General features: G+C 54.2%; 18 protein-coding genes and 3 tRNA genes. 12 read left to right on the top strand and 9 right to left on the bottom strand.

Going from position 1 to position 20,519, the window contains the following annotated elements:
• Positions 1-45: 45 nt before the first annotated feature.
• The 5 genes from earP to HC757_RS01820 form a co-directional block, all read right to left on the bottom strand.
• Positions 46-1,224, bottom strand: coding sequence for an elongation factor P maturation arginine rhamnosyltransferase EarP (earP, locus tag HC757_RS01800; RefSeq protein WP_169562532.1), 1,179 nt, complete (start codon positions 1,222-1,224; stop codon positions 46-48).
• 210 nt (positions 1,225-1,434) lie between these two features.
• Positions 1,435-1,962 (bottom strand): flavodoxin FldA, encoded by a 528-nt coding sequence (gene fldA, locus HC757_RS01805; RefSeq protein WP_169562533.1) that lies wholly within the window; start codon positions 1,960-1,962, stop codon positions 1,435-1,437.
• Positions 1,963-2,023: 61 nt separating this feature from the next.
• Positions 2,024-2,296: a LexA regulated protein gene (gene ybfE, locus HC757_RS01810; RefSeq protein WP_169562534.1), complete on the bottom strand. Its 273-nt coding sequence runs from the start codon at positions 2,294-2,296 to the stop codon at positions 2,024-2,026.
• Between the two features lie 10 nt (positions 2,297-2,306).
• Positions 2,307-2,528, bottom strand: a complete 222-nt coding sequence (locus HC757_RS01815; protein ID WP_169562535.1) for a DUF2788 domain-containing protein — start codon at positions 2,526-2,528, stop codon at positions 2,307-2,309.
• 102 nt (positions 2,529-2,630) lie between these two features.
• The gene (locus tag HC757_RS01820) at positions 2,631-3,410 is read right to left on the bottom strand and encodes an alpha/beta fold hydrolase (protein ID WP_169562537.1); all 780 of its coding nucleotides are present in this window, start codon (positions 3,408-3,410) and stop codon (positions 2,631-2,633) included.
• Positions 3,411-3,703: 293 nt separating this feature from the next.
• On the opposite strand from HC757_RS01820, the gene seqA reads away from it, so the two are divergent.
• Complete coding sequence (gene seqA, locus HC757_RS01825; RefSeq protein ID WP_169562539.1) at positions 3,704-4,243, top strand: replication initiation negative regulator SeqA; 540 nt, start codon at positions 3,704-3,706, stop codon at positions 4,241-4,243.
• A gap of 148 nt (positions 4,244-4,391) precedes the next feature.
• Positions 4,392-6,035 carry a phosphoglucomutase (alpha-D-glucose-1,6-bisphosphate-dependent) gene (gene pgm, locus HC757_RS01830; RefSeq protein WP_169562541.1) on the top strand — a complete coding sequence of 548 codons (1,644 nt, stop codon included), beginning with the start codon at positions 4,392-4,394 and terminating at the stop codon, positions 6,033-6,035.
• 91 nt (positions 6,036-6,126) lie between these two features.
• Here the strand turns inward: pgm and msrA are convergent, their stop codons facing one another.
• Positions 6,127-6,606: a peptide-methionine (S)-S-oxide reductase MsrA gene (msrA, locus tag HC757_RS01835; RefSeq protein ID WP_169562542.1), complete on the bottom strand. Its 480-nt coding sequence runs from the start codon at positions 6,604-6,606 to the stop codon at positions 6,127-6,129.
• Positions 6,607-7,104: 498 nt separating this feature from the next.
• On the opposite strand from msrA, the gene astE reads away from it, so the two are divergent.
• The 5 genes from astE (at position 7,105) to nadA (ending at position 13,251) form a co-directional block, all read left to right on the top strand.
• The gene (astE, locus tag HC757_RS01840; RefSeq protein WP_169562543.1) at positions 7,105-8,139 is read left to right on the top strand and encodes a succinylglutamate desuccinylase; all 1,035 of its coding nucleotides are present in this window, start codon (positions 7,105-7,107) and stop codon (positions 8,137-8,139) included.
• Positions 8,140-8,300: 161 nt separating this feature from the next.
• Positions 8,301-9,479, top strand: coding sequence for a thiamine pyrophosphate-dependent dehydrogenase E1 component subunit alpha (locus tag HC757_RS01845; protein ID WP_169562545.1), 1,179 nt, complete (start codon positions 8,301-8,303; stop codon positions 9,477-9,479).
• A 3-nt stretch (positions 9,480-9,482) separates the two neighbouring features.
• On the top strand, positions 9,483-10,460 hold the full coding sequence (locus HC757_RS01850) for a transketolase C-terminal domain-containing protein (protein ID WP_169562547.1): 978 nt from the start codon (positions 9,483-9,485) through the stop codon (positions 10,458-10,460).
• Between the two features lie 9 nt (positions 10,461-10,469).
• Positions 10,470-12,044 (top strand): dihydrolipoyllysine-residue acetyltransferase, encoded by a 1,575-nt coding sequence (locus tag HC757_RS01855; RefSeq protein ID WP_169562548.1) that lies wholly within the window; start codon positions 10,470-10,472, stop codon positions 12,042-12,044.
• 139 nt (positions 12,045-12,183) lie between these two features.
• Entirely contained in the window at positions 12,184-13,251 is a 1,068-nt protein-coding gene (nadA, locus tag HC757_RS01860; RefSeq protein ID WP_169562550.1) for a quinolinate synthase NadA, read from the top strand.
• A 299-nt stretch (positions 13,252-13,550) separates the two neighbouring features.
• On the opposite strand, the gene gap is transcribed toward nadA, so the two are convergent.
• Positions 13,551-14,561, bottom strand: coding sequence for a type I glyceraldehyde-3-phosphate dehydrogenase (gene gap / locus HC757_RS01865; RefSeq protein ID WP_169562551.1), 1,011 nt, complete (start codon positions 14,559-14,561; stop codon positions 13,551-13,553).
• A gap of 256 nt (positions 14,562-14,817) precedes the next feature.
• A complete protein-coding gene (locus tag HC757_RS01870) occupies positions 14,818-15,600 on the bottom strand; it encodes a DUF2989 domain-containing protein (protein WP_169562553.1) in 783 nt (260 codons plus the stop codon).
• Positions 15,601-15,857: 257 nt separating this feature from the next.
• On the opposite strand from HC757_RS01870, the gene HC757_RS01875 reads away from it, so the two are divergent.
• The 5 genes from HC757_RS01875 (at position 15,858) to HC757_RS01895 (ending at position 19,364) form a co-directional block, all read left to right on the top strand.
• On the top strand, positions 15,858-17,294 hold the full coding sequence (locus HC757_RS01875) for a glyceraldehyde-3-phosphate dehydrogenase (protein ID WP_169562555.1): 1,437 nt from the start codon (positions 15,858-15,860) through the stop codon (positions 17,292-17,294).
• 261 nt (positions 17,295-17,555) lie between these two features.
• Positions 17,556-17,631 (top strand) — tRNA-Gly (locus HC757_RS01880).
• Positions 17,632-17,660: 29 nt separating this feature from the next.
• Positions 17,661-17,734, top strand: a tRNA-Cys gene (locus tag HC757_RS01885).
• A 46-nt stretch (positions 17,735-17,780) separates the two neighbouring features.
• Positions 17,781-17,867: transfer RNA gene (locus HC757_RS01890), tRNA-Leu, on the top strand.
• Between the two features lie 303 nt (positions 17,868-18,170).
• Positions 18,171-19,364, top strand: a complete 1,194-nt coding sequence (locus HC757_RS01895) for an amino acid aminotransferase (protein ID WP_169562556.1) — start codon at positions 18,171-18,173, stop codon at positions 19,362-19,364.
• A gap of 95 nt (positions 19,365-19,459) precedes the next feature.
• On the opposite strand, the gene yvcK is transcribed toward HC757_RS01895, so the two are convergent.
• Positions 19,460-20,365: a uridine diphosphate-N-acetylglucosamine-binding protein YvcK gene (gene yvcK / locus HC757_RS01900; RefSeq protein WP_169562557.1), complete on the bottom strand. Its 906-nt coding sequence runs from the start codon at positions 20,363-20,365 to the stop codon at positions 19,460-19,462.
• Positions 20,366-20,519 lie beyond the last annotated feature (154 nt).

The raw sequence follows: 20,519 nt of genomic DNA on the forward strand, positions 1-20,519 counted from the left end.
TACTAATTTTCCTATGTTTGGATATTTCTGTTTCAGTGCAGTATCTTAGCTATTTTTGACGAATTGAACCAGTCGGCTAGCGAGATCTGCATCATTTAATGCATCAATTGGCCATTGTTGAGCGTGTTGCAACAAAGGCAAATCAACAGAATCAAGTTCTTGCCAGTGAAGGTTCACGGCGGATTGCTGCTCCTGGTTGAATGCAAGATTCAATTCAGCCCAAGGCTTGGCAATTTCTGGCGTCAGATTATCGCAGTAAAGCGACATAAAAGCTTCTAATTTTACCAGGTGATAATCATCTTCTTGCGGATAAATGTGCCAAATAAACGGCTTGGCAGCCCATTGGGCGCGTAAGAAAGAGTCCTCACCCCGCACAATATTAAAATCACAGCTCCAAAGCAAGCGATCGAAAGCTTGTTGATCTGTCATGGGCAGGATATGCAGGGTCAAGTTGCCATGCACTATCCGTTGTCCCGGGACCAGGTCGGCAATGGGGCAGGGCAACAACTGGGTCAGGCTGTTCAGGCTGCGCCCCTTGGGGATCAGCGCGTGCACCCTGGGCATCGACACTTGCCACAGCTGACACAGCGCCGCCAGCGCGCGGGTTTCATAGCTGAACACACTGATGACCTTATCTTGGGGCGCTATGCCGGTCAGGCCAAGTTCGGCAAACAGCCCGAGCCTGTTGTCGGCACAGGATTGCCATTCCGCCCGCTGCGTCAATAAATTCTTCTCGCAGATAAGCCCGCCTGTTTTCGGCGTAAACCCGGGGAAGTAGAAGAATTTCTTTAGTCCACTCGCCTGCAGTGAGGGTAACCCATGGCAATTGTCTACCCAGTCTTCGGCGCTCAGGTATTCCAGGTTCAGCCACAGCGGCGGGGCCTGCTCGGCAGATTGGTGTTGGGCCAGCAGTTGCGCCTTGATCTTTTCGGGCAGCTCGCAGGCGAAGGACTCGATGAGCACGGCACCCGGCGTGAAGCCAATATCCAGCGGGGTATTCCACTTGAATATGGTGACGCCGGCGAACGTCTGCGAGCTTAACCCGGGATCCAGTTGCGGCAATATGTGTGAAAAGCTATGCAGATCGTCGACCCACAAATTGACGCTAATCCGGTATTCGCCGGCGAGCTGTTGTGCCAAACGCCAGGTGACACCTATGTCGCCATAATTGTCGACGACGGTGCAGAAGATGTCCCAATGGCTGGAGGCTTGCGTTGGTGTCATAGGTTCGGACTTGTGGGTTAACTGAGTGTGGTTTAACTGAGTTCAACTGTTATCTTTAGTGACTCTTCATCTTAAGCGACTCTTCATCTTAAGTTACTTTTCATCTTAAGTTGCACATCGCCGCCTCTTGCCAGCGCCCGAGGATAGGCTTTGCAAGAGATAAAAAAAGCGGCTCAGAGAGACCGCTTTTCCTTGCGTTGGCAGTGAAGATTAATCTTCCAATTCGGCCAGGCACATCTCATCGTAAATCTGTTTCACCCAGGCATCAACCCTTTCTTCGGTCAGCTCGGGCTGGCGATCTTCATCTATGCCCAGACCTATGAAGTGTTTATCGTCGATCTGGCCCTTAGAGGCCTCGAAGTGATAACCTTCTGTCGGCCAGTGGCCTATGATGATGCCGCCGTTGGCCTGGACTATGTCACCTACCATGCCCATGGCGTCGAGGAAATACTCGGCATAATCTTCCTGATCACCACAACCAAAGATAGCGACCAGTTTGTCGGTGAAATCGATTTGTTCCAGCTCGGGGAAGAAATCGTCCCAGTCACACTGAGCCTCGCCGTAATACCAGGTAGGAATGCCGAACAACAGCAGATCGTACTCGGCTATTTGTTCCTTGGTGCTCTTGGCGATGTCTTTCACCTCAACCATCTTCTTGCCCAGTTTCTTCTGGATCATCTTGGCGACGGCTTCGGTGTTGCCTGTGTCGCTACCGAAAAAAAGACCTACAGTTGCCATTGTCTATCCTTTATCTGTCATGCTGAACTTAATTTGTATACAAACCTCGCCAGTCCAGGGACTAAGCTTGAATTTGCTGTTGCAAGATCAATTCGATTAGTTGGCTGCGGCTGATGTTACTGGCCGAAGCTCGCTCGTTCAAGGCGTCATATAGATCTAGTGACACTTTCAACTCTACTCGTTTCAATCCGTTTGCTCTATCACGCTGGATCTGATTACGCTTGTTGACCTTGAGCTGTTGGCTGCGGGACAGGGGATTGCTGCGTGGCCGGCCCCGGCGCTTCTCATTGGCAAAAAGGTCAATGGTGGTTCTGTCAGTTGTTTCTTTTGCCATTTCTTATTGTTTATCCGAGCCCCGAGCCTTCCCAGGACACTTGGATAATACCTTTTGCAATAAACCCGGCACAGCCGAGGAATAACACTAACCAAACAATATATCGACCAAATTTAGGCACACTGCCCTGTTTCAGCACATCGTGGATGGCCATGCCGATAAAGAAAAATATCGCGGCAAAAAACAGGTTTAACCCTATGGTTTCAATTTGTTCCATGTACTGAGCTAACATACTTTTTCTATTCCCCAGAATCGTCTAAGGCCAAAAGAGGCGCGAATATACCACATAAGCCCCTGGCTCTGCCATATGCTTTACCTTCCTATGTGAGCTGACTCAAACCTCTTGTTTGTCAATAAATTCAGACACTATACGATTAAAGATCGCCGGTTTTTGTGCATGCAACCAATGACCCGTACCTTCTATGGTCTTGGCTTGCACCCCGGGGAACTGAGCCAAAATCGTCTCCCTATGGGCGGCGGTCACGTAATCCGAGTCGCCACCGCGAACGAAGAGGCTGGGGCCAGAGTAACTGGGGCCAGAGTAACTGCTGTCGCTGTTATGCCAGCCGATGAGTTTTGGGTAGTTGGCCTTGAGGCCCGCCAGGTTCATTTTCCAACCGAAGCCTGTGTCTGTTCTTTGCAGGTTTTTCAGCAAGAATTGTGCCGTGGCTTCGTCTATGCCGGCACTGAGCAAGTGATTCAAGGCGAAGCGGCGGTCGCTATGCCCCTGCAAGGGCAAGCTGCATAGGCCATCGAAGACGGTATCGTGCCTGGGAGAATAGGCTACTGGGGCAATGTCTGCGACCACCAGACTGCTGACGCGTTCGGGGGCCGCCAGCGCCGTGGCCATGGCTATCTTGCCGCCCATGGAATGGCCGACCAGGTGGGCACTGGGCAAGTCCAGGCTATCGAGCAGGGCCGTCATGGCGGCTGCCAACCCAGGGTAATCCATCTGTTGCCAATGTTCACTCAAGCCGTGATTGGGGACATCTATGCGTATGACCCTGTGGCGTTGCTCCAATAGCTGCCCCAGGGCCTTGAGGTTGTCCAGGTTGCCAAAGAGACCGTGGATCAAGACGACGGCAGAGCCTTGACCGGAAGAAACATAATGCATAAAGATTTCCTGGCGACGCGCGCCCAATTTCACTCTTGGGCGAATTGTCCTGCAATTGCGGGCCAGTGACAAGCCATGAAACCTTTCCGGGAACCGGCTTGTACGCTTTTACAGCAATTACCGCCACAGAGGGCTGGCGCAGGGGATTTTTGGTCGATTTTAGATTAATGTCGCCTTATCAAACGCCTATAGATAGCATACACTGGGCGCAATGATAAATTCAGGGATCTGCCGCACTCTGTGATAGACTTTCCCGAATCGAGACATTAGCGAATGGAAGGATAGATAAAGGTATGAAATATATCGAGGTCGATGAAGAGCTCTATCGTTATATTGCCGGCAAGACGGAGCGGATAGGTGAGAGCGCGTCCGATATTATCCGCCGTTTACTCGGCTTGAGTGTCGAGCCTGTGGTGCAGACCACGCCGCTGGCCGTCAGTGAGCCCAGCCTGGAAAAGGTCACCCCTGTTGTCGGCGTCCCGGCGTCTGCGCCATTGAACGATTTCAATACTTTTATGGATGACAATGCCCTGAGCCAGCAGAAAGGCGCCGTGGGGCGTTTCCTGTTTATGCTGGAGAGCCTGCATGCCAGGGTACCGGAGCAGTTTGCCCAGGTGCTGCACATTCAGGGCCGCGGCAGGTTGTATTTCGGCCAGTCCAAGCAGGCCCTGCTCGAGGCCAGCCCTTCGGCGAACCCTAAAGAAATTGGCCAGAGTGGCTTTTGGGTGACGACCAATAATAATACCGCCAAGAAGCGCACCATTTTATCGGAAGTGTTAGTGCAGTTTGGCTGTGATGCCGGGACGGCTGAACAGCTGGCGGCCAAGATCTAATCGTCTCTGGTTAGACGGGTTGCCACTGGATTGCTGGCATAGACGAGGGCGAGCCGGCAGGCTTGCCCTCATTGCTTTCCAGTCCAGGTATGTGGTTCGAACAACAAACTTCAGTGCATCAAGGTTGCAGATAATACAGGAGCAGACGGTGACCATTCATCAAAGAGCGGGACAAAAGGCGTTACAGAAGGATCTGATCAATATTCCTAAGCTGATGAGCCATTATTTTCGGGTTGTTCCCAATCCCAAAGAAGTAACCCAGCGCGTCAGCTTCGGGACTTCGGGTCATAGGGGCTCGGCCTTCAGCGCCAGCTTCAACGAGCAACACATCTGGGCCATAGTCCAGGCCGTGGTGGATTATCGACATAACGCAGGGATCACTGGGCCGCTGGTGCTGGGCATGGATACCCATGCGCTGTCCTATGCCGCCTATATCTCCGCCATCGAAGTCCTGTGCGCCAATCAGGTTCGGGTGATAGTGCAGCAGGGGGAAAGTTTCACCCCAACGCCTGTGGTATCCCACGCCATAGTGTGCGCCAATCGGGAGCACAAAGCTGGCTTATGTGATGGGCTTATCATCACCCCATCACATAACCCGCCACAGGATGGCGGCATCAAATACAATCCTCCCCATGGCGGCCCGGCAGAAGGGGAGATCACCGCCTGGATAGAGCAGCGCGCCAATCATTACCTGGAGCGGCAGCTCGATGGGGTACGCAAGGTCAACTATGGTATCGCCATGGGCACAGGCCTGGTGCAGGCCAGCGATCTTGTGACTCCCTACGTGGAGGACCTGGCGCAGGTCATAGACATGCAGGCGATAGCCGCTGCCAAGGTGCGCCTTGGGGTGGATCCCCTCGGCGGTTCGGGTATCTATTACTGGCAGCCGATAGCCAAGCATTATGGCCTGGACATCAGTCTGGTCAACGACAGTGTAGATCCCTGCTTCGGCTTCATGCCGCTGGATAAAGACGGCAAAATTCGCATGGATTGCTCCTCGCCCTATGCCATGGCGGGCCTGCTGACCCATAAGGATGAATACGATCTCTGCGTCGGCAACGATCCCGATTACGACCGCCATGGCATAGTCTGCCCCGGCAGTGGTTTGATGGATCCCAATCATTATCTGGCGGTAGCGATAGACTATCTGCTGACCCACAGGCCTCAATGGTCACCCGAGCTGGGCATAGGCAAGACCTTGGTCTCCAGTGCCTTGATCGACAAGATCTGTGCCCATCACGGGCGTAAGCTGGTGGAAGTGCCTGTCGGCTTCAAATGGTTCGTCGCCGGCCTGGGCGATGCCACCTTGGCCTTCGGGGGCGAGGAGAGTGCCGGAGCGGCCTTCCTGCGCCGTGACGGCAGCACCTGGTGCACAGACAAGGACGGTTTCATCCTGGCGCTGCTGGCGGCGGAGATCCTGGCGGTCACGGGTCAGACTCCGGCCGAGCGTTACCAGGCCTTGGCGGCGCAATTTGGCACCAGCTATTACCGCAGGATAGACAGTCCCATCAGCCTCAAGATGAAGGCAAAATTTGCCGGTCTGAATGCCGAGAGTTTGAATGCCGATAGTCTCGCCGGTGAGAAGATAGAGAATGTGCTGACCCAGGCACCCGGCAATGGCGCCGCCATAGGGGGCATCAAGGTCACCACGGCGAGCGGTTGGTTTGCGGCGCGGCCATCGGGCACGGAAGCCCTGTTTAAGATCTATGCCGAGAGCTTCATCAGTCAGACCCATCTGGAACTGTTACTGAGTGAAGCCCAGGAGCTGATTGGCGCCGCTCTCAAGGGGTGAGGTAGCTGTGTTAGTCTAATGCAATAAGGCCCTCGAATGAGGGCCTTATGTTTATCGGCTTACGCAGGCAGCTTCAATGCCCGTATGCCACTCAATAGCTCAGGTGGCAACTGGGCAGGTTATTCTTGTCCAGATAATCCTGGTGGTATTCTTCGGCCTCGTGAAATTGCTGCAGTGGCACTATCTCGGTCACCAGATGCCTCTGGCCCCATTTGCCACTGCGGGCCAGTGCCAGCTTGGAGGCTTCGGCCTGCGCCTTCTGCTCCTTGTCATGGAAGAAAATGGTGCTGCGGTATTGAGTGCCTATGTCACCCCCCTGCATGTTCAGGCTGGTGGGATTATGATTCTGCCAGAAGACCTGCAACAGGCTGTCGTAGCTGACCCGCTCGGGGTCGAATTCCACCTGCACCACTTCGGCATGACCCGTAGTGCCAGTCTTGACCTCCTGATAGCTGGTCGCCTGATCATTGCCGCCCATGTAGCCACAGGTCGCCCGGCTGACGCCCTCGACCCGCTTGAAAAAATATTCCACGCCCCAGAAACAACCGGCACCGAAAGTTGCTAACGCCATAATCCACCAATATAGAAGTCTAGATGGCTAAAGATTGTGATTTAACTCCGCCATAAAAGCAAGCCCTAAAAGGCTATCGAGAACCAATAATTCTCAAAGACTGTCGAGCTTGGGGTTTATGTTTGCACCTGTGGCTCTGGCTCGCACCCAAAACGGCGCTAGCCGGTGCTCTGGCATGAACAGGCACAGCGCCGTTGATAGAAGATTGCAGTAGATAGGGCTTCGCAGTAAATAGAACTGCGCCGCCGGCAGCAGGCTAGGGGATTGCACAGATCCTCATCGCCAAAGATAAACCGCCGTTAGCGGATAGCACATTTGCCTGAGATGTTCTTGAAAAACATGTGTTAGTATTAGCGGCAGTTTTGGGGATATCGGATCCCCGAACTCATGGTGTAAAGCCTTCTGCGGCGGCACTCAGGCAGAGCCTGAGTTAAGCTATGCAAAAGCTACGTACAAAGCGACGCACACAGGAACCAGAATAAGATTAAGGAGCATGCCGTGTTACAAACCCTGCTAGCATCGAAGGATTTTTTAGCACTCACCCTGGCCAACCCTGAGCAACTGGACCAGCCTCTGTCTTTCGCCTTGGGTCAGCATACCCGGGTAGATATTTGGGACACGGGCGTCATAGTGTTCGAGCCCAAGGAGCGCCAGAGGAAAGACATCATATTGTCCTCCGGGGTGCATGGTAACGAGACGGCCCCGATAGAGTTATGCAATCGCCTGATAGCCGAGTTGCTATCAGAAAAAATCATAGCAAAACAGCGCGTCATGTTCCTGTTCGGCAACCCGGATGCGATCAACAATGGCACCCGCATAGTCGAAGAAAACATGAACCGCCTGTTCAGTGGCGCGCATTCCACCGGGCCTGGGCTGGTGAACCCTGAGCGAGTCAGGGCCAAGAAACTGGAAGCCTATGTCGCGCGTTTCTTTAACGACAGCCAAGCCGGCTGCCAGCGCATTCATTACGATCTGCATACCGCCATCCGCGCCTCCAAACATGAAAAGTTCGCCATCTACCCCTATACCCCGGACAGGGCCTACAGTGCGGAACAGATCATGTTTCTCGCCGCCAGCGGGGTAGATACAGTGTTGTTCCATCATGAGCCGACAACCACTTTCAGTTACGCCTCGGCCAACCTCTATGGTGCCGATGCCTTCACCATAGAGCTGGGTAAGGTTTATCCCATGGGACAGAATGACATGACGCGTTTCGTGGCCACCTATGAAATGCTTTCACGGCTCATCTGTGATCGGCCGCTGGAATTGGCGCGCTTCGACGCTACCCAGGTTAACCTGTATCAGGTCTGCCGGGTGATCAATAAGCAGCATGAGGATTTCGAGTTTACCTTCGCCGATGATGTGGAGAACTTCCGTGCATTTCCCAAGGGCTATGTGCTGGCACGCGACGGCGGGCAGGAGATAAAAGTCGAGCATGACAGCGAAGCGATAGTCTTTCCCAACGCCAAGGTGCCTGTGGGGCAACGTACTGTGATTTGCCTTATACCCGCCACCAACGCCGATGTGCGCTAAGCTTGTAAACCAATATATACAAGGCGATGAGGGCTAACTTGCGCGAAGCGGGGATGTAACAGTTGATAGGTAGTTTACGTTAACGTAATGTTCGCCTGCATATTAGCATAAATTGGGCTGGCCGATGCTTTCCGGCCGCCACGAGATAACAAGAGCAGAATATGAGCAACGCAACACTGAATACAGAAACAGTGCACCGTGTCAGCTTTTTAGATAAGGAATCGCTACATATTCCTACCCTAAAAATCCTTCAGGCCGACGGTACCACCTATGAAACCGCCGTGTTACCTGTCATTGACCAGGCGCTGGCGGAAAAAATTTATGATACCTGTGTGTTTACCCGGGTATTGGACGAGCGCATGCTCGGCGCCCAGCGTCAGGGCAGGATCAGTTTCTACATGACCTGTACCGGCGAAGAAGCCGCCATCGTCGGCAGCTGCGCCGCACTGGAGCCGGGTGATGTGATCCTGGCTCAGTACCGCGAACATGCGGCCCTGAGATTCAGGGGCTTCACCACAGAACAGTTTATGAACCAGATGTTCAGCAACGAGAAAGATCTGGGCAAGGGTCGGCAGATGCCTATCCACTACGGCACCGCCGAGCTGAATTATCAAACCATTTCCTCGCCATTGGCCACGCAGATCCCCCAGGCAACGGGCGTAGGTTACAGCCTCAAGATGCAGGGCAAGCGCAACGTCGCCATCTGCTATTTCGGCGAAGGAGCTGCCTCGGAAGGAGACTTCCATGCCGGACTCAACATGGCAGCCGTGCTCAAGAGCCCGACCATCTTCTTCTGCCGCAACAATGGTTACGCCATCTCCACCCCGACCGAAGAGCAGTATGCCGGCAATGGCATCGCCAGTCGCGGTGTGGGTTATGGCATGCATACCATACGCGTCGACGGTAACGACATGCTGGCGGTATTGGCAGCGACCCAGCAGGCCCGTGCCTATGCGCTGGAACATAACGCCCCAGTGCTCATCGAAGCCATGACCTATCGTCTCGGCGCCCACTCGTCTTCCGATGATCCTTCGGGGTATCGCTCCAAGGACGAGGAGGCCAAGTGGCAACAACACGATCCGGTCAAACGCTTCAAGCTCTGGTTGCAGAACAAGGGCTGGCTGGCGGAAGACACGGATGCCAAGTTGCAGGAGCGCTATCGCGAAGAAGTGCTGGCAGCGGTGAAGGTGGCCGAGAAGCTGCCCGTGCCCATGCTCGACGAGATCATCGAAGATGTCTACGACACGCCAACGCCGCTGCTGAAGAAGCAGCTGACCGAGCTCAAACAGCATGTCAAAAAATATCCGCAATCTTATCCCAAAAGCGCAGGGAGGCTATAAGCCGTGGCAGAAATGAATATGTTACACGCCATCAATGATGCGCTGTCGATCGCGATGGAAGCCGATGAGCGTATGTTGGTGTTTGGCGAAGACGTGGGCCACTTCGGTGGGGTATTTCGCGCCACTTCGGGTCTGCAGGAGAAGTTTGGCCGTGAGCGCTGCTTCAACACCCCGTTGACGGAGCAGGGGATTGCCGGTTTCGCCAATGGTCTGGCGTCCAACGGCATGACAACGGTCGCCGAAATTCAGTTTGCCGACTACATTTTTCCGGCCTTCGATCAGATAGTCAACGAGAGTGCCAAGTTCCGCTATCGCAGCGGTAACCAGTTCGACGTCGGTGGTTTGACCTTCAGAACCCCCTATGGCGGTGGCATCGCCGGCGGCCATTATCACTCCCAGTCACCGGAAGCCTATTTCACCCAGACGCCCGGACTGAAAGTGGTCGTGCCCCGCAATCCGGAACAGGCCAAAGGTTTGTTGCTGGCCGCTATCCGCGATCCCAACCCGGTGATCTTCTTCGAACCCAAGCGGCTGTACCGTGCTTCCGTGGGCGAAGTGCCCGCCGGCGATTACCAGCTTGAGCTGGGCAAGGCCGAGGTGATACACCAGGGTAAAGACATCACCTTGCTCGCCTGGGGCGCGCAGATGGAAATCCTCGAGAAGGCCGCCGATATGGCCGAGAAAGAAGGGATTTCCTGCGAGATCATCGATTTGCGGACCTTGTCTCCCTGGGATGTGGACACAGTCGCCAAGTCCGTCACCAAGACGGGACGTTTGCTGATCAACCATGAGGCCCCGCTGACCGGTGGCTTCGCCGGTGAAATTGCCGCGACCATCCAAGAGGAATGTTTCCTGTCGCTGGAGTCACCCATCGCCAGGGTCTGCGGTCTGGATACCCCATACCCCTTGATCCACGAGAAAGAATACATGCCAGATGCGCTCAAGACCTTCGAAGCCATCAAAGCGTCAGTCAAGTTTTAGGAGCCTGGGATGATTAAAGATTTCATTTTGCCTGATATAGGCGAGGGTGTGGTTGAGTGCGAGCTGGTCGAATGGCTGGTGGCCGAAGGTGATACCGTGGTTGAAGATCAACCCATAGCCGACGTGATGACGGACAAGGCCCTGGTGCAGATCCCGGCCCCCCACGCTGGCAAAGTCACTAAGCTGTATTACGCCAAGGGCGATATCGCCAAGGTGCATGCGCCCCTGTATGCGGTCGAGTTGCAGGATGAGAGCGGCAACGAGGCGCCTGTGGCCCAAGCTGCAGCGCCCGAGATGCAAGCCGCTGCGCCTGTGGTCCAAGCGGCAGTCCCGGTTCAAGCCGAGCCAGCCGGCCGTCAGATAGAAGAGTTCCTGTTGCCGGACATAGGCGAAGGCATAGTCGAATGTGAGCTGGTCGAATGGCTGGTGGCCGAGGGCGATACGGTCGTTGAAGATCAACCCATAGCCGATGTGATGACGGACAAGGCCTTAGTGCAAATTCCGGCGATCAAGGCGGGCAAGATCACCAAGCTGTATTATCGCAAGGGACAATTGGCACGAGTGCATGAGCCGCTGTTCGCCATCGAAGTCGAAGGCACTGCGACTGCGGCCGTCACAGAGGCCCAAGTGCAATCGCCTCAGACAAGCAACACCCAGGCTCCTGCAACGCCCGTGCCTCAGGGCAAGGCGTTGGCGAGCCCCGCGGTACGGCGCATGGCCAGAGCCCTGGACATAGATATCGCCCAGGTGGCCGGCAGCGGCAAGCATGGCCGTGTCTACAAGGAAGATATCGAGCGCCACCAGGCAGGGGCCCAAGCGGTTCCGGCCAAGACGGCTGCAACCCAGGCGCCTGTGGCGCAGCCAAGTGTTGGCGGCGTCGCAGACAGGGTCGAGCCCATACGCGGCGTCCAGGCCGTGATGGCGCGCATGATGACAGAGTCCGTTTCCACCATTCCGCACTTCACCTACTGTGAAGAGCTGGACATGACGGACCTGGTTGCCCTGCGTGAGAGCATGAAGGCCAGATACTCCAGCGATGAGCTTAAGCTCACCATGATGCCTTTCTTCATGAAAGCCATGTCGCTGGCGCTGAAAGAGTTCCCTGTGCTCAACACTCAGGTGAATGCCGACTGCAGCGAACTGACCTACAAGGCGAGCCACAACATAGGCATGGCGGTCGACTCCAAGGTCGGCCTGTTGGTGCCTAATGTTAAAAATGTGCAGGATAAGTCTATTCTGGAGATCGCCGCCGAGATCACCCGCTTGACTCAGGCCGCCCGCAGTGGCCGGGTGTCACCTGCGGATCTCAAGGAAGGCACCATCTCGATTTCCAACATAGGCGCGCTCGGTGGCACAGTGGCGACCCCCATCATCAACAAACCCGAGGTGGCGATCGTGGCGCTGGGCAAGTTGCAGGTCTTGCCCCGCTTCAATGCCAAGGGTGAGGTTGAAGCCCGCAAGATCATGCAGGTAAGCTGGTCAGGGGATCACAGGGTGATCGACGGTGGCACCATAGCCAGATTCTGCAACCTGTGGAAACATTACCTGGAACAACCACAGGAAATGTTGCTGGCCATGCACTAAATGGGTCAGAGAGCCTGATTAGCCTGGCAGGCAGAGAAAGGACGCTCCGGCGTCCTTTTTTATTGGCTAAAAAAATGGGTTAATCTTTTGGTCGCAATTTCGTATAATTCCTGGACCTAGATAGATTGTTGAGCCTGTTATGAGTCTGTTGGCACCAAGCATAGAAACCATAGAATACCCGTTTCCTCCAAAACCTGCGTTACTTTCCGATCTGGAAAAATCCCAATACAAGGCCAGGATCAAGCAGTTACTGCTGGAGAAGGACGCCGTATTGGTCGCCCACTATTACACGGATCCTGAGATCCAGGCGCTGGCGGAAGAAACCGGTGGCTGTGTGTCCGACTCACTGGAAATGGCCCGTTTCGGCCGGGATCATCCGGCCAAGACGTTGATCGTCGCCGGGGTCAAGTTCATGGGCGAGACGGCGAAAATCCTCAGCCCGGAAAAAACCGTGCTGATGCCGACACTGGAAGCCACCTGTTCGCTGGATCTCGGCTGCCCCATAGATAAGTTCAGTGCCTTCTGTGACGCCCATCCGGATCATACAGTGGTGGTATATGCCAACACCTCGGCGGCGGTCAAGGCCCGTGCCGACTGGGTAGTGACCTCCAGCATAGCGCTGGAAATCGTTGAACACCTGGACAGTGAAGGCAAGAAGATCATCTGGGGACCGGACAGACACCTGGGCAGCTATATTGCCAAGCAAACCGGCGCCGAGATGTTGATGTGGCAGGGCGAATGCATAGTGCATGACGAGTTCAAAGCCAAGGCGCTGCGGGAATTGAAGCTGCAATACCCTGAGGCCGCGGTGCTGGTGCATCCCGAGTCTCCCGCCAGTGTGGTTGAGATGGCCGATGCCGTAGGCTCCACCAGCCAGCTGATCAAGGCGGCCCAGACCATGGACAATCAGACCTTCATCGTCGCCACGGATCGCGGTATCTTCTACAAGATGCAACAGGCGGCGCCGGGCAAGACCCTGATAGAAGCCCCTACCGGCGGCAACGGCGCCACCTGTAAGAGCTGTGCCCATTGCCCCTGGATGGCGATGAATGGCCTGCAGGCGATCGAAGCCGCACTCAGTGATGCCGACAAGAGTCAGCATGAGATCTTCGTCGATGACGCCCTGCGGGTCGACGCCTTGGTACCGCTGACCCGTATGTTGGACTTCGCCAAGCAGTTGAACATGCAAGTCAAGGGCAACGCTTAAACCTGCTGGAGTTTAAGCCTTAAGCCCTTAAGCTTTAGGCGGGCACGAGCCGTTCATAAAGGCGCAGTACAAAAAATCCCTGGGTTCGTAAGAGCACAGGGATTTTTATTGGCTAACGCAATAGGCTCGCGGGATCGCTGAAATAACCCAAGTAACTCAAGCAACTCAAGCAACTCAGATCATTAGATCATGTAGGTCACTTAAGTGATTTAAGTGATTTAAGTGATTTTGGACGCAGAAACCAATAGGGCATAGAAACAAGAAGCCCCGCAAGGGCGGGGCTTCTTAATGATGAAGGGTTATCTCGCCGTCATCAGGGCGACAGCGTTATCCAGCATGCGGTTGCTGAAGCCCCATTCGTTGTCATACCAGGACATGACTTTCACCATGCGGCCTATGACGCGGGTCTGGGTGGCATCGAAGTTGGATGAAAAGGCGTTGTGGTTGAAGTCGATGGATACCAAGGGCTCCTTGTTCACCGCCAGCACTTCACTCATAGGCGCGCTGTTGGCCGCATTTTCTATGATGGCGTTGACTTCTTCTACCGTAGTATCGCGTGCCGCGATGAAAGACAGGTCGACCAAAGACACGTTGGCAGTAGGCACACGCACGGCCAGGCCATCGAACTTACCCTGCAGCTCGGGAACCACCAGACCGACTGCGGCGGCGGCGCCGGTTTTGGTCGGGATCATCGACAGGGCGGCGGCGCGGGCGCGGTGCAGATCTGTGTGATACACGTCCGACAAACGCTGATCGTTGGTATAAGAGTGAATTGTGGTCATCAGACCGGATTCGATACCCAGCACGTCATTGAGCGGCTTGGCGATAGGCGCCAGACAGTTGGTGGTGCAAGAGGCATTGGAGATGACTGTCATGTCTGAGGTCAATACCTGGTTGTTGACCCCGTAGACCACGGTCGCATCGACGTTCTTGCCCGGTGCCGAGATGATGACTTTCTTGGCGCCTGCCTGCAGGTGCGACTGTACCGCCTCTTTGGAGGTGAAAATACCGGTACACTCGAAGACCACATCGACGTTCAGCTCGGCCCATGGCAGATTGGCCGGATCCCGCTCCTGGAAAGTGAGGATCTTATCCTGGTTAACGTAAATCGCTTCCTCATCGTGTTCGACCTTGGCTGCAAAGCGTCCATGGACAGAATCATACTTGGTGAGGTGAGCGTTGATGGCGGCATCACCCAAGTCGTTGATGGCAACGATCTTGATTGGGTAAGCTTTCTCACTTTCATACAGCGCACGTAAGACGTTTCGGCCGATACGGCCATAGCCGTTAATTGCAACGCGGATAGTCATCTCTTATCCCTCTGGTGATATTGAAAAGATTAATATGGTAGTAAAATTACCAAAATGACAGTGTTCGTCAAGTTATATCGCTATTTTACGGTATTTTTTGGTCTTGATTTCACTATAGCGCGCATTTTTGACATTTTAGTACTATTTTAGCCGAGTCCACGCCATGCCGGGTTAACTTTGCTGCCCCGATCCTGTACCCATTATCTTATACCCATTATCATGTACCCAAAGCCAGGCAGCAGACATGCTTGCTGCTTCAATCCTTGGCAAGCAGGGTCAGGAAACGACTGTGCTTGAAGTCGCCGCTGCCGATGCTGTCGACCAGCTGCTGCGCCTCTTGATCCAGCATCTGGGCCAACTCCTTATTGCCGTTGAGCAACGCCAGCATCTGCGGCTGGGACACTTTCTGCTTGCTCATCAGGACATTGGCCTTGGACAACAGGTACGTCTTCTCCAGATCTTGCTGCTGACGATACAGGCTGGCCAGCCCCAACAACCAATCGGGATCGAACTCGCTGGGACTGGCGATGGAGAATATCTCGAGATAGAGGGCCTTGGCTTTGGCAGGGTCAGACTTGAGGTAATAGGCAGCCATTGGCGCCAAGAGTTGAGGATCTGTGATCTTACTTTCGGCCTGCGCCGTCAACAAGAGGTTGAGCGCCGCCTGATCGTTGAAGCGTGACCAACGATAATAGGCCAGGTAGGGATCCTGACTGTTCTGAATCGATTCTTGCAGCCGTGCCAAACTCTGGGAGGATAAGCCGAAGGCTCTGGCCCTGTCGTTGGTGCGTTCCTTGTGGATGATATGCTTCACGCCGGCGGCCAATTCTATGCAGTGATTATAGTCTTCGAGCAGGGTCAATTGGCGGTAAACTTGCTTGCCGGTCGGTGATGGGGTGTGTTTAAGTTCATAGCGCTGGCGGATCAGGTCGCCTTTTTCGTAGAAACACCAGCTATCGTGGTGCAAATCGGTACAAATTTCAGGATTATTTTTACAAATGGCGTCGCTATTTCCGCTGTAATCACAACCGAAAAGCATGGAAGTGCACAGAATCAGACTAAATGATGTAATTATTACAAAATTCGACCGCAAAACCCGCTCCAAATTGGTATTTTCTCTAATAAAATTACAGATTTACCAAAAACATCTTGCTGGTGTGAAAGCCATTATTTCATTACAATGGCGCCGACCAAAAGGGCTTAATCCCTGATATTTTATCGATTATTGGTCTTTTCTTTTTGTTACTCAAACCTTTCTGCAAAAAATTGTCGAAATGTGAGATAAAGGATCTACAAATGAGCGCTGATAAACACCTGCAAAGCTGGCAAGAACGTTTCGAATTGGCTGAAGCCATGCAACCTATGCTGGGGAAGCTGTATCGAAACCAAGGCGTAGAGGTTGTTGTATATGGTAAGCCCCTGTTAAACGCCTCCACCATAGAAATCATTAAAGCACATCGTCTGGTGCGCCGTCATGTGGGTGAAAAATTACGTTTGCGTGAAAGCTTTCCCTTTGTCGAAGCATTGAGCAAACTGGCCGTTAAGCAGTGCAAGGTCGACATAGGGAAGTTAGCGGTAAATTACTGGCGTGACAATAGCGATGCCTCGGGCATTGAAGCTTATATGGCAGAGGCCTTGGCCAGCGCTATCGGCTACGGCGACGATGTGGCTCCGCGCGACGTGGTGCTCTATGGTTTCGGTCGCATAGGTCGTTTGCTGGCGCGTCTGTTGATTGAGAAGACAGGCAAGAGCAATAAGCTCAGATTGCGTGCCATAGTGTTGCGTGGTGGCAAGAAGGGTGACCTGGAAAAGCGTGCCAGCCTGTTGCGTCGTGACTCGGTACACGGTCCCTTCAATGGTTCGGTCGAAGTGGACGAAGAGAACAATGCCATCATAGCCAACGGGACTTACATCCAGGTGATCTACGCCAACTCACCCGATGAAGTCGATTACACCCAATATGGCATCAACGATGCGCTGGTCGTGGACAACACGGGCATATGGAAAGACGAGGCGGGTCTGGGCCTGCACCTCAAGAGCCCAGGTGCCACCAAGGTGTTGTTGACTGCGCCGGCCAAAGGCGCCATCAAGAACATTGTCTATGGTGTCAACGAGGGTGACATACTGCCACAAGACACCATCGTCTCGGCGGCCAGCTGTACCACCAATGCCATCACTCCCGTGCTGAAAGCGGTGAACGACAAGTATGGTATCGAGAATGGTCATGTTGAGACGATTCACTCTTATACCAACGATCAGAACCTGATCGATAACTATCATACCGCCGATCGCCGCGGTCGCAGTGCGCCCCTGAACATGGTCATCACGGAAACCGGTGCCGCCAAGGCAGTGGCCAAGGCCTTGCCTGTACTGGCCGGCAAGCTGACGGGCAATGCTATTCGCGTGCCAACGCCTAACGTGTCTATGGCAATCATCAGTTTGAACCTGAACACAGAGACCAGCAAAGACGATATCAACGAATACCTCAAAGATGTCGCCCTGCAGTCCGCCCTGCAGAATCAGATCGACTTCACCGAGTCGACCGAAATAGTCTCCAGCGATCTGGTAGGGTCTCGTTACGCCGGAGTCGTAGACTCTCAGGCGACGATTGCCGAAGGCAAACGGGCCATCCTCTATGTCTGGTATGACAATGAGTTTGGCTACAGCTGCCAGGTAGTAGGTGTGATGCAGAAGATGTTGGGACTTGAGTATCTGTCCTTGCCGAACGCCTAAGCTCAGTAGGCCGAATAATAGAACGCCCCCATGGGGCGTTTTTTATTTGCCAAGCGAGAGGAATACTGCAGCTAACTGCATATTTTCGCACGCTATTTACCCAGAACTTCGGCTGCTGCCGAATTATCCAGCAAACGCGTTGGATTTAGCCGGGATTTGAGAATATCAGATTGACACTAGGGCTTAAATCGGTAGAATGCCAATCCGCAGTCAGGGAAAGCGAGTCGCTTTCGGATGACGATGCGGTGTTTTAATAGGTAGGCGACATTAGCTCAGTTGGTAGAGCGATACCTTGCCAAGGTATAGGTCATCGGTTCGAACCCGATATGTCGCTCCAATCTTAGTTCTCCTAAGTGTTAAACACATGGCGCGATGGCAGAATGGCTATGCTGCGGATTGCAAATCCGTCGATCTCGGTTCGACTCCGGGTCGCGCCTCCATATTAAATCTCAGTGACACGATTCCCGTCGTTGAGATACAGAGTTTGCCCGAGTGGTGGAATCGGTAGACACAAGGGATTTAAAATCCCTCGCTGGTAACAGCGTGCCAGTTCAAGTCTGGCCTCGGGTACCATTACAGTTAAGCCTCAATTTATGTTGGGGCTTTTTTGTATCCGCAATTCGCTAAATGACCATATCCAGCGATGTTGGCCAGCTGTTACAGCTTGTCGCTGCTCGCCCATCGCTGTTACCCGGCGGGTTTGAAGGCCGAAACGGCCCATGGCTTGCAGATGCCGCCGCTAGCGCCAGGCTTTTTTCAACATTCGTCAATCACGCAATAATTTCAACAATAATCCGGGAATTGCGCTACTCGCGTTCCTATGACAATGGTATAAATAGGCGAATTTTCCCGTCAGCACACATTAGGACAGTTTCTATGATTTTTTCTCAGGTAGCCTTGGCGCCGGCCGACCCTATTTTAGGCTTAACAGACACCTTTAAAGCGGACCCCCGCGCCGATAAGGTCAATCTAGGGGTGGGTATTTATAAGAATGAGGCGGGGCAGACTCCGGTGCTCAATTCGGTAAAAAAGGCCGAAACTAAGTTATTGTCCGAAGAAACGACCAAGAATTACCTGGGGATCGAAGGGGTGCAGGCCTACAACGGCGCGGTGCAGACCTTGCTGTTTGGCACCGGCAGTGCGCTGGTCACCGCCGAGCGTGCCATGACGGCCCAGGCGCCGGGGGGAACGGGTGCCTTGAGGATCGCTGCCGAATTCCTGGTGCGCAATACCCACGCCCGCAATATCTGGATCAGCAACCCGACCTGGGCCAATCACCAGAATATCTTCGACACCGCCGGCTTGACCGTCAAGGAATACGGCTATTATCGCGCCGAGAGCCATGACATAGATTTCGACGCCATGATGACAGATCTCAGCCAGGCGGCCGCCGGGGATGTAGTCTTGCTGCATGGCTGCTGCCATAACCCGACCGGCATAGATTTGAATGCGGCTCAATGGCAGGCCGTCGCCGAGCTATGCCGCGACAGATCACTGCTGCCCCTGTTTGATTTTGCCTATCAAGGTTTCGGTGCCGGCATCGAAGAAGATGCCCAAGGACTGCGCCTGGTCGCCGCCTTGGTGCCTGAATTGCTTGTGGCCAATTCCTTCTCGAAAAACTTCGGCCTCTATAATGAGCGCATAGGTGCCGTGACTCTGGTTGCCAAGGATAAGGCGACGGCTGTCACCGCCTTCAGTCAAATCAAACGTACCATAAGAAGCAATTATTCCAATCCGCCGGCGCACGGCGCCCTGATTGTCAGCACCATACTGACGGATGCGGCGCTCAGGAATGAGTGGGAAGCCGAGTTGGCCGAGATGCGCAACCGTATCGCCGAGATGCGCACTCTGTTCGTGAGCAGTCTCAAGGCCCATGGCGTGACCCAGGACTTCAGTTTCATCTCGAGGCAGAATGGCATGTTCAGTTTCTCGGGCCTGAATAAGGAACAGGTCAATCGGCTGCGGGACGAGTTTGGGGTCTATATCGTGGGCTCAGGGCGGATCAGTGTCGCAGGTATGACCAAGTCCAACATGGATGCCATCTGCAAGGCGATCGCCTGCGTGCTCTAAGGAGCCTGGGGTGATGAAAGCATCAAGGACAGCCCAGGCTGTCCTTTTTCATTTGGCCTTTCATTTGCTTCTTTGCATTCGGCGTCAAGCGGGTGTCAGGCGATGAGACGGGGGCTGGTGACCAGGGCGGCGATGGCATCGGCCAGTGCGGCCCTGTCATGCAGTCCAGGGCTATGTTTGCTCCGCAGCGGGAAATAGCCTATCTTACCGTCCATCCGTATCTGTTCCCCATGGCACAACACCTTAGTGATCACCGGCTTGCCTATGAGCTGATGGCACCATGCCAGTTTCTGCTCTAGGTCTATGGTCCCTGCGGGGGAACACTCCTGTGCCAGATTATCTATGAAGATCACTTCGGCGCGGCTGGCAGCCAGTTGCTGGGCGAATTTGGGCATCAGCAGTGGCGGCAACACACTGGTCAGGAAGCTGCCTGGGCCGAGAATGATGAGATCCGCCTGTTGCACCGCCACGCAGGCTTCACAGGTGGCATCGACTTGGGGCTCCAGTGACAGGGCGATCGGCGCTTCGCTCATGCCATCGACATTGAGCTCACCAAAAATCCTGTCACCACGGGTGCTCAGGGCGACCAGGTGCGTGGGTTGCTCCGACATGGGGATCAAGCGGGTTTCTATCTTGAGCAGGTTACGGATCAGATTTACCGCTTCCAATGGCCTGACACAGAGTTGATCCAGTGCCAGCAGTATGAGGTTACCCAAGTTATGGCCGCTGAGCTCACTGTCGCCTTCGAAGCGATACTCGAACAACAGGGAACCTATGGAAGGGCGGCCGGCGAGGTGCGAGAGGCAATTGCGCAGATCCCCCCAGGCGATACAGTCTTGGTTGGCACGCAAGCGACCGGTCGAGCCACCGTTGTCCGTGGTGGCGACTATGCCAGTGACCCGTGACCCCAGGAAGGCCAGTGACGACAATACCCGTCCAAGGCCATGACCGCCACCTATGGCGACGATCTTATGATATTGATTCAAGTTATGATGTTGCATGCGGGCCCTTCCTCCCTGAATACCCAAGGCTAAACTTGTGTCGGTTAAGCTAATGGCGCTACGGCCAGGATGACCGCAGCGCTGGCAATTGTAGCTCAACTGTAACCGAGATCTGCGACTGATTTCATAAAAATGACAAATTGACATATAATTG

Source organism: Shewanella salipaludis (assembly GCF_012911865.1).
GTDB lineage: Bacteria > Pseudomonadota > Gammaproteobacteria > Enterobacterales > Shewanellaceae > Shewanella > Shewanella salipaludis.

Coding starts and splice junctions, on each gene's coding strand:
- earP (WP_169562532.1), bottom strand. CDS start 1,224: ATGACACCAACGCAAGCCTCCAGCCATTGGGACATCTTCTGCACCGTC.
- fldA (WP_169562533.1), bottom strand. CDS start 1,962: ATGGCAACTGTAGGTCTTTTTTTCGGTAGCGACACAGGCAACACCGAA.
- ybfE (WP_169562534.1), bottom strand. CDS start 2,296: ATGGCAAAAGAAACAACTGACAGAACCACCATTGACCTTTTTGCCAAT.
- HC757_RS01815 (WP_169562535.1), bottom strand. CDS start 2,528: ATGTTAGCTCAGTACATGGAACAAATTGAAACCATAGGGTTAAACCTG.
- HC757_RS01820 (WP_169562537.1), bottom strand. CDS start 3,410: ATGCATTATGTTTCTTCCGGTCAAGGCTCTGCCGTCGTCTTGATCCAC.
- seqA (WP_169562539.1), top strand. CDS start 3,704: ATGAAATATATCGAGGTCGATGAAGAGCTCTATCGTTATATTGCCGGC.
- msrA (WP_169562542.1), bottom strand. CDS start 6,606: ATGGCGTTAGCAACTTTCGGTGCCGGTTGTTTCTGGGGCGTGGAATAT.
- HC757_RS01845 (WP_169562545.1), top strand. CDS start 8,301: ATGAGCAACGCAACACTGAATACAGAAACAGTGCACCGTGTCAGCTTT.
- HC757_RS01855 (WP_169562548.1), top strand. CDS start 10,470: ATGATTAAAGATTTCATTTTGCCTGATATAGGCGAGGGTGTGGTTGAG.
- nadA (WP_169562550.1), top strand. CDS start 12,184: ATGAGTCTGTTGGCACCAAGCATAGAAACCATAGAATACCCGTTTCCT.
- gap (WP_169562551.1), bottom strand. CDS start 14,561: ATGACTATCCGCGTTGCAATTAACGGCTATGGCCGTATCGGCCGAAAC.
- HC757_RS01870 (WP_169562553.1), bottom strand. CDS start 15,600: ATGCTTTTCGGTTGTGATTACAGCGGAAATAGCGACGCCATTTGTAAA.
- HC757_RS01875 (WP_169562555.1), top strand. CDS start 15,858: ATGAGCGCTGATAAACACCTGCAAAGCTGGCAAGAACGTTTCGAATTG.
- HC757_RS01895 (WP_169562556.1), top strand. CDS start 18,171: ATGATTTTTTCTCAGGTAGCCTTGGCGCCGGCCGACCCTATTTTAGGC.
- yvcK (WP_169562557.1), bottom strand. CDS start 20,365: ATGCAACATCATAACTTGAATCAATATCATAAGATCGTCGCCATAGGT.